The following is a 16226-nucleotide window of genomic DNA, read 5'->3' on the forward strand; positions in this document are numbered from 1 at the left end:
GTGGCCTTTTCTGTATACGCATTACACCGAAGATTTCAACATCTCTCCTATATTTACATAAAAAAGCCGACTGAACATTCCCATGCAGTCGGCTTCGTGATGTTATTGTTGCTCTAATTGTGTTCTTGTGTCTGAGTAGTCTACAGCGTGTGCTTCGGCAACAGCTTGGTATGTCACATATCCGTTCAATGTGTTGATACCTTTTAATAGCGCTTCGTTGTCCAGGCACGCTTTTTTGTAGCCTTTGTTTGCGATTTGAACCGCATAAGGTACAGTTACGTTCGTCAGTGCAATCGTAGACGTACGTGGTACGGCACCAGGCATATTGGCAACGGCATAATGTACAACGCCATGCTTCACGTAAGTTGGATCGTCATGAGTTGTGATGCGGTCCGTTGTTTCGAAGATTCCACCTTGGTCGATTGCGATATCGACTACAACAGAACCAGGCGTCATCGCTTTGATCATGTCTTCTGTTACCAATTTAGGTGCTTTCGCTCCCGGAATCAGAACAGCTCCGATGACAAGATCCGCTTCTCTTACAGCCTGTTCGATATTCAGTGGGTTCGACATAAGCGTCGTTACGTCACTACCGAAGATATCATCAAGCTGACGAAGGCGATCCGGGTTAAGGTCAAGGATTGTTACATTGGCACCAAGTCCAACAGCCATTTTCGCTGCGTTCGTACCGGCAACCCCTCCACCGATGATCGTTACTTTACTACGGCGAACCCCTGGTACACCTGAAAGTAACACACCTTTACCACCGTGGATCTTCTCTAAGAACTGAGCACCGATTTGAGTCGCCATACGTCCAGCCACTTCACTCATCGGAGTCAATAATGGAAGGGCACGATTCAGTTCAACCGTTTCGTACGCAATCCCGATCACTTTATTATCGATTAACGCTTTCGTTAATTCCGGTTCTGGAGCAAGATGTAAATATGTAAATAAGATAAGTCCCTCACGGAAATAAGAGTACTCACTTGGAAGTGGCTCTTTTACCTTCATGACCATGTCCATGGACCATGCTTCCGCTGCAGAATCAACAATGTGTCCACCTGCTGCTACGTAATCTTCGTCTGTGAATCCTGAGCCTAATCCAGCTCCTGATTCAATGTAAACCTCATGTCCAAAAAGAACCAGATTCACAACACCTGCGGGAGTCATAGCCACCCGATTTTCATTATTTTTAATTTCCGTTGGTACACCAATACGCATACTAAGCCAACCTCCTAAATGCACTATTGCTCCTTGGAGCATTTACTTCCTAAATATAACACTATTTATATATAATAGCGAAGGGCAATTACTCACCCTGTAAGCACTTACATTCTAACAAATAAATAAGGAAATATCTCTATTTTTCTTTAAAAAATTAAATGATTATTTCTTCGCTTTTTTCCAAAAATTCTTTAAAATAGAAACGATGCATCTTAGTATACCCAAAGGAGATTATTCCATGAAACAACCCATGATCGAAAGACTCGGACTTGTAAAGGTTCCAACCGAATTAAAATCAACCACATGGATCGAATACTTCATCATACAGCTCGCCTTCTCCGTGAACGCAGGAAACTTCCTCATCCCGGCACTCGCCGTCCTTGAAGGCGGACTATCCTTTCAGGCAGCGTTCCTTGCCACCGTACTCGGAGCAAGCGTCGCCTTCTTATTCGTATCATTCCTGTCACTACCGGGCTCCCGCTACGGCCTGCCCGCTCAATACGTCCTAAGATCCATCATCGGAACCAGGCTGTCGATGCTCATCGCATCCCCCATCCGGTCCCTGACGTCCCTCTACTGGTTCAGCGTCCAAACCATCGGAGGAACCTTCGTTGTGATCTCCATGGTGGAAAAAGTAACACCGTACACCATACCATTCATACCCGTAGCCATCGGACTCGCCATCATCATGACCCTTCTAGCCCTCATCGGATTCGAAGCCGTCAAAAAAGCGACCAAACTATTCATTCCGATCCTCGTGATTGGTCAGGGAATCATTCTGTACCTATTCCTAACGAAAGAAGCCGATTCCCTATCAACACTAAGCCAAGGCCAGGAACCATTCTCCATCGGAACGTTCCTATTCTACTCAAGCCTCGTCTTCGTCCAATACATTTCCGGAGTGAGCGCATCCTCCGATATCACCCGCTACAGCAAAAGCGACCGCCACGGATTCTGGGGGCTCTACGGTGGTAACGTCGTCGGATTTATGATGACCGCACTGCTTGGAGGATTGAGTGCCAGCTTGTTCAAGGATCTGAATCCATTCGTGGCAGCGGGGCAACTGACCGATTCTAACCTGCTTCTCTTGGTGATTACGGCTTGTGCGATGGTATCGATGATTTCGATTAATCTTAGTAATGCGTATACAGGGGGATACAGTCTACTTAACGCACTGCCTTCCTTATCTCGGATTCAAAGTGCACTGTTGTTTAGTATCGCCGGGATTATTTTAAGTTCGTTTCCGCAGCTGGTTTATAATGCGCAGGAGTATATTTCTTATCTGGGGATCCTTATTATTCCGATATCGGCGATTGTGGTGGCTGATTATTTGGTTATTCGGAAAGGGAGGATTTCTGAGAGTGCGCTTGTGAGGCTGGCGAGTGGGGAGTCGAATTTTAATCGGGAGGCGTTGGTTGTGTTGGGGGTTGGGATGGTATGTTATTTGGTGATTCCGGATGGTTATTCGCCGGGATTTTCTTGTTTTATTATCACTTTAATTCTTTATAGAGAGAGTAAAAAATGGGAAAAGAAAGATGGACAGAAAACCATCCAAAAAATTTTTTAAACAAAGAGAGTGAATCCGATGATAAGGTTCACTCTCTGCTTGGTAAATAATCCCCTGTCTCTTTTATCAATTATAACTCAGAGATTATAAACGAAAATTGTTTCCGCACTCCACGTGTCTTCAGTTGGGATGACAGATAGGCGTATAAGCAGTATTTACCTACAATTATATAACAATTCTGTCTCCAATTCTTTCTTACTTTAAAAATCATTACTGGATACCATTATTTTTGTCATAACCGTTTTTTCTTGGTTTGGTTCGATAACTTGAAGTCCTGTAGTGGAATAATCTAAATCAAGATTAGGGGCATTCGTCACCCACGTATATGGCTCTGGACATACAAACTGATGATTTCCATCATGATTATATACAACCCAAAACTTAAAGTTATTATCTGCTTCGTAGGTAATTTTAATTCCAGATGGTTCATTTACAACAATTGCTTGATTGATGCCGGACTTTTCGACAACTGATAAAAACACATCATCAAGAGGGAGGTTCTTCAAACTCATTCCCTTTAACAATTTTTCCTTATATTCAATTTCCTCCAGCTCACCAGTTGGCAAGTTACGTTCATTAAGTTTCCAGCGCTTTTCAGCCGAGAGTGAAAAGCTGGAATGATCTTCCGGAAATTGAAAGGTTGTATGATAACCCAATCCCCATGGGAACGGACGGTCACTATTATTTATTACAGTTGCAACCTTGTGTATCGACGTCCCATCTAGTGTAAAAGTCAATTTCAAAGTAAAGTGGTGAGGAAATTGCCTCATTACTTCCTCATACTTGGAAGAGTTAAATTCCGTTTCTACCATCACTTTGTCATCTATAACCTCAGCTTTTGTAACACTCCACTCTCTAGTATGCACAAAACCATGTATGTGATTGTCCTTATCTATCTCATTTTTATCAAACTGGTAGACTTGTTCGTTAAATGTATATGTTCCTTGATCAATTCTATTAGGCGGGAATAATATTGGTGTTCCATATAGAACTGGTTTATCCCAAAATTGACTAGCTGAGCTGGGGACTCGAAGTAATTCCTTATTGTTCTTCTTCTCAACAAGTGAAATTAGGTTAGATCCCCAAGCTGGTACTATAATAAATTCTAAACGATCATTCCCTGCTTTAATGGCTGCCTTATCTAAAAAACTTATATTTTCTACATATTCATTCATATTGAACAATCCTTTCATTAGTAAAGCTGCTCATATTAGTAAATCCCTCATACATGCTTAACACCCACTCTTAGGTAAATCATTTGGAAAGGTTCAAACAGCATTTATTTTTTCATCATAAAGATTGCCTCATAGCTTTCATATGCTTTTGGTATATGTAACTCCCCTGACCCATCGTGGACTTTGCTGCCACTGCTAGGAATAGCTCAAAGTCCCTAAACCCTTCGATTTCGAATTGCATCTTCGACTGAATTATAGTACGCTAACTTTAACTTAATTAATTTAATTAATTAAGTTAAGTGAAATCAGAACCTGACAGCCTCACCAAGAGTATAGGAGGTATTTATGATTAAGGCAACTACTTTAATAACTGAGTTTCAATCTATCTTTCATACACTCAATGCCCCCAGGACCTTCTTCGCCCCAGGAAGAATCAATTTAATCGGAGAGCATACGGACTATAATGGCGGACATGTATTTCCAGCCTCTATTTCCTATGGAACCACTGCATTGGGAAGAAAGCGGGACGACCAAAGGATACGGTTTTACTCCATGAATTTTCCTGAAGCAGGAATCATAGAATGTGACTTATCTGACCTTTCTTTTAAAGAATCTGACCAATGGGCAAATTACCCTAAAGGGATGTTTCTTTATTTAAAGGAGGCTGGCTATAAGATTCACCAAGGAGCAGATATTTTATTTTATGGAAATATTCCCAACGGGGCGGGTCTTTCATCTTCTGCTTCCATAGAAATGGCAACGGGCGTTTTATTGAATGGACTTTTCGATTTGAAATTGAAACCCATTCCAATGATTCAATGTGGTCAAATGGTTGAAAATAAGTATATTGGTGTCAACAGCGGGATTATGGATCAATTTGCTATCGGTATGGGAAAACAAAATCATGCCATTCTTTTAAATTGTCAAACTCTTGAATATCAATATGCCCCTCTTGAATTGGGTAAATATGTCATCATGATTATCAATACAAATAAACAACGTGTGTTAGCAGGCTCTAAATATAACGAACGTCGTACGCAATGTGAGCTAGCATTAAGAGACTTGCAGCGGAAACTAACGATTCATAGTTTAGGAGAATTAACACCTGAGGAATTTGAACTGAATAAGAAACTAATCACAGATGAGGTGAGTCGAAAACGGGCTAAACACGCTGTATATGAAAATGCACGCACATTAGAAGCACTAAAAAGTCTGCAGCAGGGAGATCTTATACGTTTTGGTCAATTAATGAATGAATCTCATCACTCACTGAGAGACGATTATGAGGTTACTGGTCACGAGCTGGATACCCTCGTCCACGCTGCATGGTCACAAGATGGGGTACTTGGCGCGCGTATGACTGGTGCCGGGTTTGGCGGTTGTGCGATTGCGGTTGTGGCGAAAGATAAGGTAAATGATTTCAAGAAAAACATTACTGCCATCTACAGAGAAAAAATCGGTTATGATGCAACATTTTACATAGCGGGGATCGGCAGCGGTGCTAAAGAAATTTCTGAGGAGGCTATCCTATGAGTATATTAGTTTTAGGTGGTGCAGGCTATATAGGTTCACATGCTGTTTATCAATTGATTGATCAAGGTGAACAGGTTGTTGTGGTCGATAACCTTGAAACTGGACACAGACAAGCAATACATTCAAAGGCCGTATTCTATGAGGGAGATCTGCGTAATATTGAGTTTTTACGCTCTGTATTTGAAGAAGAACCGATTACTGCTGTGATGCATTTTGCAGCCCATTCACTTGTCGGAGAGTCTATGCAGAACCCTCTCAAGTATTATGATAATAATGTTTACGGGACACAGGTATTACTTAAGGTCATGGTTGAATATAAAGTAAAACATATTGTATTTTCTTCTACTGCAGCAGTCTATGGTGAGCCTGATACGGCACTCATTACAGAATCGGCACCGACGAACACAACAAACACATATGGTGAGACGAAGCTTACCATGGAAAAAATGATAAAATGGACGGAACATGCTTACGGGATAAAATATGTATCACTACGCTATTTTAATGTAGCTGGAGCAAGAGAAACTTCAGAAATCGGGGAGCACCATCAACCCGAAACCCATCTTATTCCCATCATCTTACAGACTGCTTTAGGACAACGACCTCATATCACCATCTTTGGAGATGATTATGACACGCCTGATGGATCTTGTATTCGGGATTATATACACGTTGAAGATTTAATTACTGCTCATCTTTTAGCCTTAAACTATTTACAAGCTTGCGGCAAAAGTGATGTTTTTAATTTGGGAAGCAGTCAGGGATTCTCTGTGAAAGAAATGATTGAGGCAGCAAGAAACGTTACAGGCAAGGACATTCGAGCAGAAATTGGTCCGCGCCGAACTGGTGACCCAGGGATTTTAGTAGCAAGTTCGGAAAAAGCGAAACAAGTACTAGGTTGGAATCCAACTAGAACATCCATTTCGAAAATGATTGAGGACGCATGGAAATGGCACTCTTCCCAGCCAGAAGGGTACAAGAAGGATGTGCTAACATGATCTATCAACATATTGCCGGGCTGATTCAGAAGGCATTGGATGTTCAATTAATTGAACCTGCAGATAAGATTTATATGCGGAATCAAGTGATGAGCTTACTTGGATTAGAGACCTATCCTGAAAATGTGCAAGAAAGTGATGATACTCTTTCGAATCTTGTAGAGAAAATCATTGCATATGCAGTAGAAGAAAAAGTGATCGATAACCTTTATGATGACAAGGAAGTCTTAGCAGCTAATATAATGAATTGCTTCGTTCCAAGACCATCTCTTGTCAATACTGTATTCAACCAAAGTTACCAAGAGTCACCTACTACAGCTACGAATTACTTTTATAACTTAAGTATCAACAATAACTATATCCAACAGAACCGGATCGCGAAAAACATCTCTTATAAATCTGATACAGCATATGGTCAGCTTGACATTACCATCAATTTATCAAAGCCGGAAAAGGATCCGGAGCAGATTAAGCGGGAGCGGGAATTGAAACAAACGATTAACTACCCTAAATGTCTGCTGTGCATAGAAAACGAGGGATATACAGGAAGATTAGGTCATCCCGCACGTGCCAATCATCGTATTATCAATATTCCCCTTTTAAATGAAAATTGGTATTTACAGTACTCTCCTTATGTTTACTATAACGAGCACTGCATATTACTTTCTAAAGAGCATCGGCCGATGAAAATAAATAGAGAATCATTTGAACGGTTACTTAGCTTTACAGAGAAGTTTCCGCATTACTTCATCGGTTCAAATGCTGATTTACCAATTGTCGGCGGCTCCATTTTAAGCCATGATCACTATCAGGGAGGAAGATATGAATTTGCTATGACCCGTGCTGAAAATGCTTTCAACTTCAAATTAGAAGGCTTTCCTGAAATACAAGCTTCAGTGCTGAACTGGCCAATGTCTGTGATTCGTATACGGTCAAAACATATGGTATCTCTTGTCAATGCAGCAGATAAGATTTTGCTTACTTGGAGAAATTATACTGATGAAAATGCAGATGTATTAGCTTTCACAGATGATACACCTCATAACACGATTACCCCAATTGCAAGAAATCGAAATGGGATCTTAGAGCTTGACCTCGTATTAAGAAATAACCGAACGACGGATGAGCATCCACTTGGGATTTTTCATCCACACGAAGATGTTCACCATATAAAAAAAGAAAACATCGGATTAATCGAAGTGATGGGATTGGCTGTACTTCCACCTCGGTTAAAGGATGAGCTGGTCGATATAAAAGAGTTTTTACTTGGTAACTCAGGTAAAGTGGCTTCATATCATCAAAGATGGGCAGAACAATTGAAACTTGAATACGGTAAATTATCTACTAATGAGCAGGCAGAATCCATTTTACGAGAAGAGCTTGGAAAAAAGTTTGTGAAATGTCTTCAAGATGCCGGCGTTTTTAAAAATAGAGGCGGCTTTGAGAGGTTCATAACTTCTTTGAATAGTATGGAATCGGAGTATGCAACGAAACGCTGACGCTGGAATTTCGGTGACCCGAGGTTTTTACAGCCTCGGCTTTTTTGCTGTATAGCTTCATTCTGCTTTGCCATAACTTCATTTGATACCGAAAGAATAGGTTTTCAAAAAAACAGACTGAGCCTTTAACCTATTAAAATTGGATCAAATAGTTCAACAAGAAGTAAGGAAACAGCTCCTAATAATGTCGCATCATGACCTAATCGTGTCACAACAATCTCCGTTTGTCCCGCTTCCTTTATCAGTACTTTTTGCTGAATCATTTCAAGCAGACCGGGCATGATAAATTTTTCACTGTTCATCACTCCCCCGCCGAGGACAATCTTACTTGGATTGATTAAATGTATTAAGTTTGTTAAACCAATACCAATTATGTTTCCTGTTTCATTAAGCAGGTTTATACAGAACTTATCCCCATTTTGAGCCAAATCGTATATTTCCTTACCTGATAAAGAGTTAGAACTTACACCTTCCCCGGAATTTTTTCTTGCCCTTTCAGCAATGGCATCACCACTCACTAAAGTTTGAAGACACCCCCGATTACCACATGCACATACTTCACCATTTATGTCTATTGTCATATGTCCTATTTCACCAGCAATCCCTTTTGCACCATGATACAATTTACCATTAATCACCAAACCGGACCCTACACCCCGTCCAATATTTACGGCAACCATGCTATCGACATCACCATGCCCTCCAAACCAAGATTCACCCAGCGCCATCGCTCTCGCATCATTTTCAACCTTCACCGTCATGTTAAACTCTTTCTCTAGAATTGCTCTGATCGGTATATTTCCTAACTTCAATATCGGTGCCACAAGTGATGTACCCGTTTCAATATCTACCACACCGTGCATGGCTACCCCAATACCAATAATTTTACTTTGTTCCACATTAGAAAAATTTATGACGTTATAAATAGTTTCTTGTAAAATGAATAGAAATTGCTTATTTGTTAAATGCTGTGGGAGCAAACCAGATGTCCTGTAAATAATCTCTCCTGCTAAATCTGTCAGGATACATTCCACTCTTTCAGGTCCCGCATCCACTCCAATGACATAATATGCATCGTTATTAATATGAAGCATTGTTGGTTTACGTCCTCCGCTTGAGCTGCCCAGCATACTTTCTCTTACTAATCCTTGCTCAATGAGTTCTTTTACAATACTGCTGACAGTCGGAGGAGTAAGACTTGTTTCTTTCGCAATCTGTGCCCGGGATATAGATTCTGAAGTCCGAATCTTATTTAGAATGATTGATTTATTTACAGATTTCATTAATTGAAAAGTACCACGCTGCATCGAAAAGCCTCCAAATTACATTATATTGAATTATTGTACCATATTTGAATTAGTTAATTTAATTAAGTATTTTGTGCAACTACCTCGAAATTCTTCCAGCCGCCAATCTTTACTTTCTTAATGAATAATAAAAAACGGCGGGTGCTCTCCGCTCCCGCCGTTTATAGATTTCTACTTATTTATGTTAGATTTTCTACTGCTGCTCTTTCAATCGCAAGTCCCTTTTTATAGCGTTCCATAAACTTCTCGAAGCCCTCTGCATCTTTAGGATCAGGTGAGATTGTCATACCTGCTTGTTCTGCAAATACGTTCTGCCTTAGGAATTCTTCCAACGTTTCATTATCTTTTTTATTTACCATATATGATGCTAGTAAAGCAATACCCCATGCTCCGCCTTCACCTGCCGTTTCCATAACAGAAACAGGAGTATCGAGGGCAGCTGCCATGAGGCATTGTCCAACTCCTTTTGTCTTAAAAAAGCCTCCGTGACCCAGGATTTCATCTAGCTTCACTTCTTCTTCTTTGAGAAGAATATCCATCCCAAGCTTCATTGCACTTAAAGCTGTAAATAAATGTACGCGCATAAAATTAGCCAAATTGAAATTACTGTCTGACGATCGAACAAACAATGGCCGACCTTCTTCAAAGTGAGTAATGTGTTCACCGGAAAGATAACCGTAGGCTAATAGCCCCCCGCCATCCGGATCCCCCTTGAGTGCCAAATTATAAAGAGTTCCGTACAAATTATTCACGTCAACTTCCACACCCATTGCTTTTGAAAATTCATCAAACAAACCAACCCAAGCATTGATGTCTGAAGAACAGTTGTTGGAATGCGCCATAGCTACCAGGTTACCAGTAGGTGTGGTCACAAGATCGATCTCCGCATATACTCTGGATAGCTCCTTTTCCAGCACCACCATTGCAAATACAGATGTACCAGCAGAAACATTACCGGTACGCTTCGCTACACTGTTTGTTGCAACCATGCCAGTCCCTGCATCACCTTCCGGCGGACATAGCGGAATACCGGCCTTCAGCTCCCCGGTTACATCCAAAAGCTTTGCCCCTTCCTCTGTAAGTACACCTGCGTTTTCACCCGCTACCAAAACTTCAGGCAGAATATCATCGAGTTTCCATTGCAATTTCTTTGGTGCAACCAACTCATTAAATTGATTGATCATTGATTGATTATAATGGTTCGTATTTAAATCAATCGGAAATACGCCTGAGGCATCACCAACTCCTAAAACCTTCTCTCCTGTCAATTTCCAATGGATGTAACCAGCTAGAGTTGTCTGGAAGTTGATGTCTGAAATATGTTCTTCCTGATTCAATATAGCTTGATACAAATGGGCAATACTCCATCTTTGCGGAATTTGATGGTTAAATAATTCTGTCAATACTTCTGAAGCTTGTTCAGTCATATTATTACGCCAGGTACGAAAAGGGACCAGCAGCTCTCCATCTTTGTCGAAGGCCATATAACCGTGCATCATCGCACTAAACCCGATCGATCCAACTGTTTGTAATGTTATTCCATATTTATGTTTCACATCAGCAGCCATCTTTTGATAGCTGTCTTGTACACCCTTCCAAATTTCTTCCTCACTATATGTCCAGATATTGTTGATATGGCTATTTTCCCAGTCATGACTGCCAGAGGCGATCGGAATATTGTCTTTTCCAATCAGAACTGCTTTAATACGAGTGGATCCAAGTTCTATACCAAGCGTTGTTTCGCCGCTATAAATGATATTTTCCACATCAAGACACATGTAATTCCCCCCCAGGGTGTTATTAGAAAAAATACCCCTTCCAGTAATCTGTCTACCTAAAGGGGAACATATTTTTGCTGAGTTATTTTGAACATCTATTGCCTGCTATTTTCATCCTATAATACGATTAACTATTGATAGAGCTTCCAGGCCAGATCAGCAATACGTAACTCATTTCTGAACACATATGGTTTCGTGTCACCCTCAATAATCGCACATTCAATTCCTGCCATCTCTGCCCAATCTTGTAGTTGTTCAGATGTAATGTCATATGAGAAAACAGTATGATGGGCACCACCGCCAAAAATCCATGCTTCTGCAGAGTCTCTTAGTGATGGCTTCGGCTTCCATAATACTCTTGCTACAGGTAGATTTGGCATCTCTTTTTCCACTCTTACGGCCTCTACTTCATTTACAAGTAATCTAAAGCGATGCCCTAAATCGATAACAGAGAAGTTCACAGCTTTTCCAGGGCGGCTGTTAAATACCATTCGTGCCGGATCATCTTTTCCACCGATACCCAGCGGGTGTACTTCAATCACAGGTTTTGTTTCTGCAATCGTTGGGCAAATCTCTAACATATGAGAGCCCAGTACCATTTCATTTCCAGGCTCCATATGATAAGTGTAATCCTCCATAAATGATGTCCCTTGATTATTAGACATGATTTTCATCATACGTAAAAGGGCTGCTGTCTTCCAGTCCCCTTCGCCGGCAAAACCATAACCATCTTCCATAAGGCGCTGAACTGCAAGTCCCGGCAATTGTTTCATGCCGTGTAAGTCTTCAAACGTTGTTGTAAACGCAGAATAGCCTCCTTCTTCTAAGAATGCTCTCATCCCAAGCTCAATACGTGCTTGGTAACGAATTGATTCACGAACCGGTCCAGCTTCTTTACCCTCCGCCGCAAAATCATACTTGTCCTCATATTCTGTTATTAAACGAGCAACATCCCCTTCAGAGAACTCATTCATCTTAGCAACAAGATCACCGATACCATAACCATTAACAGTCCATCCAAATTTTATTTGTGCTTCAACCTTATCTCCTTCAGTCACTGCAACTCGACGCATGTTGTCACCAAATCGAGCTACTTTTAGATTTTTGCTTTCATTAAATGCAACAGCCGTTCTCATCCAAGTTGCAATTCGGCCCAGTGTTTCTTGATCCTGCCAATGACCAACAACAACCTTCCGTGCAATTCCCATTCTTGCTCCAATAAAACCATACTCACGATCACCATGTGCTGCTTGGTTTAGGTTCATGAAGTCCATATCAATTTCATTCCATGGAATGTCACGATTGAATTGTGTATGTAAATGCAGTAAAGGCTTCTTTAACTCAGAAAGTCCGGCAATCCACATTTTTGCAGGTGAAAATGTATGCATCCATGTAATGATTCCGCCACAATGATCATCCGCATTTGCCTCAATCATGATTTTACGAATTTCTTCTGCCGTTTTCACAACAGGTTTATAGACTATTTTTGAAAGAACACCGTTACCTTGATTCAGCCCATTTGCCATTTCCTGAGAGTGTTTTGCTACTTCCTCTAACGTCTCAGGTCCATATAAATGCTGACTTCCCGTCACAAACCAAAATTCAACAGGCTTTACTTTTAACATACTTTTATCCTCCCTATCATTGAGCTTGTCATATGACCAATCCTCTTTTAATTTTTATCCTGACCATAATATGCAGCTGCCCCATGCTTTCTTAGGAAATGCTTATCCAGCAAGTTTTGATCCATCATTCTCGTTTCGGGATTTATTTGATGTGTCCATAATGCCATTTTAGCCACTTCCTCTAAAACCACTGCGTTATGAACAGCGTCATGGGCATCCTTTCCCCATGCAAAAGGAGCATGGTTGTAAACTAGAACCCCTGGAATTAGTGCAGGATCCAGTTTTTCTTTTTCAAATGTTTCTACAATGACAACCCCAGTCTCATGCTCATATCTTCCTTTAATCTCTTCTTTAGTCATGGGCCGGGTACATGGAATTTCCCCATAAAAATAGTCAGCATGAGTTGTGCCAAGTGCAGGTATCCCTTTTCCTGCTTGCGCAAAGCTTGTTGCTTGCGGGGAATGAGTATGGACAATTCCTCCGATGTCTGGAAATGATTTATATAAATGTACATGTGTTGGTGTATCAGATGATGCTTTCAAATGACCTTCAACCATATTACCTTCTAAGTCGACCACAACGATGTCTTCTAGTTTCAATTCTTCATAATCCACTCCACTTGGTTTAATCACTACTAAATTTGTTTCACGATCAATAGCACTGACATTCCCCCAAGTAAATGTGACTAAGTTATGTTTAGGTAAAGCTTGATTCGCTTCGAGTACTTGCTGCTTTAAACCCTCCAGCATGTTCGCGCATCCCCTTTCAAAAACACCATGGGAATCGCAGCCCTCATGGTCTTTTTGCATTATTTTCCAGCTCTATTTTTATTAAACACATCAAAACCTACTGCCAGTAAGAGTACCAAACCTTTAATCGCTTGCTGCCAATCTATGCCGATCCCGATTAATGACATACCATTGTTCATGACACCCATTACCAGACCACCGACAATCGCACCAATTACCGTACCAACACCACCGGCCATTGAAGCACCACCGATAAATACAGCCGCGATTGCGTCTAACTCAAGCATGTTACCTGCCGCCGGTGTTGCTGAATTCAAGCGGGCAGCAAACATCAACCCAGCTAATGCTGCAATGATACCGTTGTTTACAAACACCCAGAATACAACTCGCTTCGTTTTTATACCTGATAAATCTGCGGCTTTCTTGTTACCGCCGGTTGCATAAACGTAGCGGCCCATTACTGTATTTTTCATAATAAAAGTGTAAATAACGATAAGGGCGAATACGATCAACAATACAATCGGAATCCCTTTGTTTAGTGCAAGCTGATAAGTAAACCAGTTAATAACAAAGACTAATAGTGCTAACTTTGTTACCGTAATCCAGAGCGGCAATACTTCCAAGTTGTTTTGCAATTGATTTTTACGCTTACTATACTCTAAATAAATTAATACAAGGGATAGTAGCACAGACAATACTATCGATAGAAGATGGAAGTCTCCTGATCCAATGTTCGGCAGGAAACCGCTGCTTAACTGTCCAAAAGAATCAGGGAATGGTGCTAATGACTTTCCATCCAATAAATACAATGTCAATCCACGGAAGATTAACATCCCTGCTAAAGTTACGATAAAGGATGGTATTCCTACATAGGCAATCCAAAATCCTTGCCAAACACCAATCAGTGCACCAACAAAAATGGATAAAATAATTGCTAACCAAACCGGTACATTGTTATTGATCATCAATACCCCGGCGATAGCACCGACAAATGCAACGACAGAACCAACGGATAGGTCGATGTTTCCGGTAATAATGACTAGAACCATCCCAACGGCTAATACTAAAATAAATCCATTTTGCAGGATTAAATTGGTTAAGTTCAAAGGTTTAAATGTAATCCCATCTGTTAATATCAAAAACAGTCCGGTAATGAATACAAGTGCAATAATCATTCCATATTCACGTATATTGTTTCTAAATAAGTTCATTACTGTTTGCACGATTAGCCCCTCCAGATCCGGTCATATAACGCATCACATTTTCTTGATTCGCTTCAGAGCGATTAAGTTCACCTGTTATACGTCCTTCATTCATTACATATATACGGTCTGAGAGTCCAAGTACCTCTGGAAGCTCTGATGATATAACTAATACAGCCAATCCCTCAGCCGCCAAATCATTAATTTGAGAATATATTTCATATTTGGCCCCCACATCTATACCTCGTGTCGGTTCATCCAAAATTAATAAGTCAGGCTCAGTAAATATCCATTTACTCAACACTATTTTTTGCTGGTTTCCCCCACTCAGGTTTCCAGCAAGCTGTTCAAGCGATGGCGTTTTAATGTTTAGTTTTTCACGTAATATTTTCGCTTCGGCAATCTCTATATTTTCATTAATGACAGAGTTTTTCGAAATGCGTTTAAGATTCGATAACGTGATATTCCGTTTAATGTCATCGATTAAATTTAATCCATATGTTTTCCGGTCCTCTGATACATAAGCAATTCCGTCCTTAATGGCCTCACTTACTGTATTTGCTCGAATTTCTTTTCCATTTTTGTATAAAGAACCAGTTATTTTCTTTCCGTAAGTTTTTCCAAAAATACTCATCGCCAGTTCGGTTCTGCCCGCACCCATGAGGCCGGCTATCCCAACAATTTCCCCGCGACGAATATGAAAATTCACATTATCAATAACTTTTCGTTCACGCTGTTGAGGGTGATAAACATTCCAATTTTTCACTTCAAAAACAGTTTCTCCAATAGTCGGGACGCGTTCAGGATAGCGACTTGTCAATTCCCGTCCAACCATCCCTTTGATAATTCGATCCTCTAATGATTCTTCTTCCTTAGCCGAGAATGTTTCAATTGTTTGCCCATCTCGTAAAATAGTAATTGAATCAGAAATAGCCGATACTTCATTTAATTTATGAGATATAAGAATAGAAGTTATTCCTTGTTTTTTAAGTTCAAGTAGTAATTTTAATAGATTTTCGCTATCTGTTTCATTTAATGCTGCTGTTGGTTCATCCAGAATTAATAGTTTTACATTTTTCGATAGTGCCTTCGCGATTTCAACCAGCTGTTGCTTCCCAACGCCTATATCCATTACAGCAGTTTCAGGTGACTCTTTTAACCCAACTCGATCTAATAATGTTTTGGCTTCCTTAAAGGTATCTTGCCACTTTATTATGTTGCGGGATTGTCTTTCATTTCCTAAGAATATGTTTTCAGCTATTGATAGAAATGGACTTAAAGCAAGTTCTTGGTGAATAATAACAATACCAACACCTTCACTTTGCTTAATATCTTTAAAATGGCACTCTTGATCTTCAAGATAAATACCACCATCAAACGAACCACTGGGATAGACACCACTTAATACTTTCATCAATGTGGACTTACCAGCACCATTCTCACCAACGAGAGAGTGAATTTCTCCTTTTTCCACTTTTAAGTTCACATTATCCAACGCTTTAACACCAGGGAACGTTTTCGTTATGTTACGCATTTCTAAAATATAATCTGACATAGCCCTGACCACCT

At 40.4% G+C, this 16226-nt stretch carries 12 protein-coding genes; 4 read left to right on the plus strand and 8 right to left on the minus strand.

Annotation, left to right across the window (positions count from 1 at the left end; all coding sequences use genetic code 11):
* Positions 1-102: 102 nt before the first annotated feature.
* Positions 103-1221 carry an alanine dehydrogenase gene (gene ald / locus ACYH0O_RS19025; RefSeq protein ID WP_148970863.1) on the minus strand — a complete coding sequence of 373 codons (1119 nt, stop codon included), beginning with the start codon at positions 1219-1221 and terminating at the stop codon, positions 103-105.
* 241 nt (positions 1222-1462) lie between these two features.
* On the opposite strand from ald, the gene ACYH0O_RS19030 reads away from it, so the two are divergent.
* Positions 1463-2791 (plus strand): purine-cytosine permease family protein, encoded by a 1329-nt coding sequence (locus ACYH0O_RS19030; RefSeq protein ID WP_482629914.1) that lies wholly within the window; start codon positions 1463-1465, stop codon positions 2789-2791.
* A gap of 200 nt (positions 2792-2991) precedes the next feature.
* Here ACYH0O_RS19030 and ACYH0O_RS19035 read toward each other — a convergent pair whose 3' ends face one another.
* Positions 2992-3966, minus strand: coding sequence for an aldose 1-epimerase (locus ACYH0O_RS19035; protein ID WP_482629915.1), 975 nt, complete (start codon positions 3964-3966; stop codon positions 2992-2994).
* A gap of 345 nt (positions 3967-4311) precedes the next feature.
* Between ACYH0O_RS19035 and ACYH0O_RS19040 the strand changes: the two genes are divergently transcribed.
* Genes ACYH0O_RS19040 through galT form a run of 3 tightly spaced genes read left to right on the plus strand, consistent with a single transcriptional unit; the run spans position 4312 to position 7996 of the window.
* On the plus strand, positions 4312-5499 hold the full coding sequence (locus tag ACYH0O_RS19040; RefSeq protein WP_482629916.1) for a galactokinase: 1188 nt from the start codon (positions 4312-4314) through the stop codon (positions 5497-5499).
* A complete protein-coding gene (galE, locus tag ACYH0O_RS19045; protein WP_482629917.1) occupies positions 5496-6497 on the plus strand; it encodes a UDP-glucose 4-epimerase GalE in 1002 nt (333 codons plus the stop codon). The genes ACYH0O_RS19040 and galE overlap by 4 nt, the downstream gene beginning before the upstream one ends.
* Positions 6494-7996: a UDP-glucose--hexose-1-phosphate uridylyltransferase gene (gene galT, locus ACYH0O_RS19050; protein ID WP_482629918.1), complete on the plus strand. Its 1503-nt coding sequence runs from the start codon at positions 6494-6496 to the stop codon at positions 7994-7996. Before galE ends, galT begins: the two co-directional genes overlap by 4 nt.
* 125 nt (positions 7997-8121) lie before the next feature.
* Here the strand turns inward: galT and ACYH0O_RS19055 are convergent, their stop codons facing one another.
* The 6 genes from ACYH0O_RS19055 to mmsA all read right to left on the minus strand — a co-directional run bounded on the left by ACYH0O_RS19055 (position 8122) and on the right by mmsA (position 16212).
* A complete protein-coding gene (locus tag ACYH0O_RS19055; protein WP_482629919.1) occupies positions 8122-9303 on the minus strand; it encodes an ROK family transcriptional regulator in 1182 nt (393 codons plus the stop codon).
* A gap of 179 nt (positions 9304-9482) precedes the next feature.
* Complete coding sequence (locus ACYH0O_RS19060; RefSeq protein ID WP_482629920.1) at positions 9483-11081, minus strand: xylulokinase; 1599 nt, start codon at positions 11079-11081, stop codon at positions 9483-9485.
* 131 nt (positions 11082-11212) lie between these two features.
* Positions 11213-12706 (minus strand): L-arabinose isomerase, encoded by a 1494-nt coding sequence (gene araA, locus ACYH0O_RS19065; protein WP_482629921.1) that lies wholly within the window; start codon positions 12704-12706, stop codon positions 11213-11215.
* A 47-nt stretch (positions 12707-12753) separates the two neighbouring features.
* On the minus strand, positions 12754-13455 hold the full coding sequence (gene araD, locus ACYH0O_RS19070; protein ID WP_149157199.1) for an L-ribulose-5-phosphate 4-epimerase: 702 nt from the start codon (positions 13453-13455) through the stop codon (positions 12754-12756).
* Positions 13456-13514: 59 nt separating this feature from the next.
* Positions 13515-14678: a multiple monosaccharide ABC transporter permease gene (gene mmsB, locus ACYH0O_RS19075; protein ID WP_426891659.1), complete on the minus strand. Its 1164-nt coding sequence runs from the start codon at positions 14676-14678 to the stop codon at positions 13515-13517.
* Positions 14653-16212 carry a multiple monosaccharide ABC transporter ATP-binding protein gene (gene mmsA / locus ACYH0O_RS19080; RefSeq protein WP_482629922.1) on the minus strand — a complete coding sequence of 520 codons (1560 nt, stop codon included), beginning with the start codon at positions 16210-16212 and terminating at the stop codon, positions 14653-14655. The genes mmsB and mmsA overlap by 26 nt, the downstream gene beginning before the upstream one ends.
* Positions 16213-16226: the final 14 nt, after the last annotated feature.

The sequence above is a fragment of the Rossellomorea sp. H136 genome, assembly GCF_056838065.1.

Excerpts from the sequence above, each read along its gene's own strand:
- ald (WP_148970863.1), bottom strand. The coding sequence starts at position 1,221 with ATGCGTATTGGTGTACCAACGGAAATTAAAAATAATGAAAATCGGGTG.
- ACYH0O_RS19030 (WP_482629914.1), top strand. The coding sequence starts at position 1,463 with ATGAAACAACCCATGATCGAAAGACTCGGACTTGTAAAGGTTCCAACC.
- ACYH0O_RS19035 (WP_482629915.1), bottom strand. The coding sequence starts at position 3,966 with ATGAATGAATATGTAGAAAATATAAGTTTTTTAGATAAGGCAGCCATT.
- ACYH0O_RS19040 (WP_482629916.1), top strand. The coding sequence starts at position 4,312 with ATGATTAAGGCAACTACTTTAATAACTGAGTTTCAATCTATCTTTCAT.
- galE (WP_482629917.1), top strand. The coding sequence starts at position 5,496 with ATGAGTATATTAGTTTTAGGTGGTGCAGGCTATATAGGTTCACATGCT.
- galT (WP_482629918.1), top strand. The coding sequence starts at position 6,494 with ATGATCTATCAACATATTGCCGGGCTGATTCAGAAGGCATTGGATGTT.
- ACYH0O_RS19055 (WP_482629919.1), bottom strand. The coding sequence starts at position 9,303 with ATGCAGCGTGGTACTTTTCAATTAATGAAATCTGTAAATAAATCAATC.
- ACYH0O_RS19060 (WP_482629920.1), bottom strand. The coding sequence starts at position 11,081 with ATGTGTCTTGATGTGGAAAATATCATTTATAGCGGCGAAACAACGCTT.
- araA (WP_482629921.1), bottom strand. The coding sequence starts at position 12,706 with ATGTTAAAAGTAAAGCCTGTTGAATTTTGGTTTGTGACGGGAAGTCAG.
- araD (WP_149157199.1), bottom strand. The coding sequence starts at position 13,455 with ATGCTGGAGGGTTTAAAGCAGCAAGTACTCGAAGCGAATCAAGCTTTA.
- mmsA (WP_482629922.1), bottom strand. The coding sequence starts at position 16,212 with ATGTCAGATTATATTTTAGAAATGCGTAACATAACGAAAACGTTCCCT.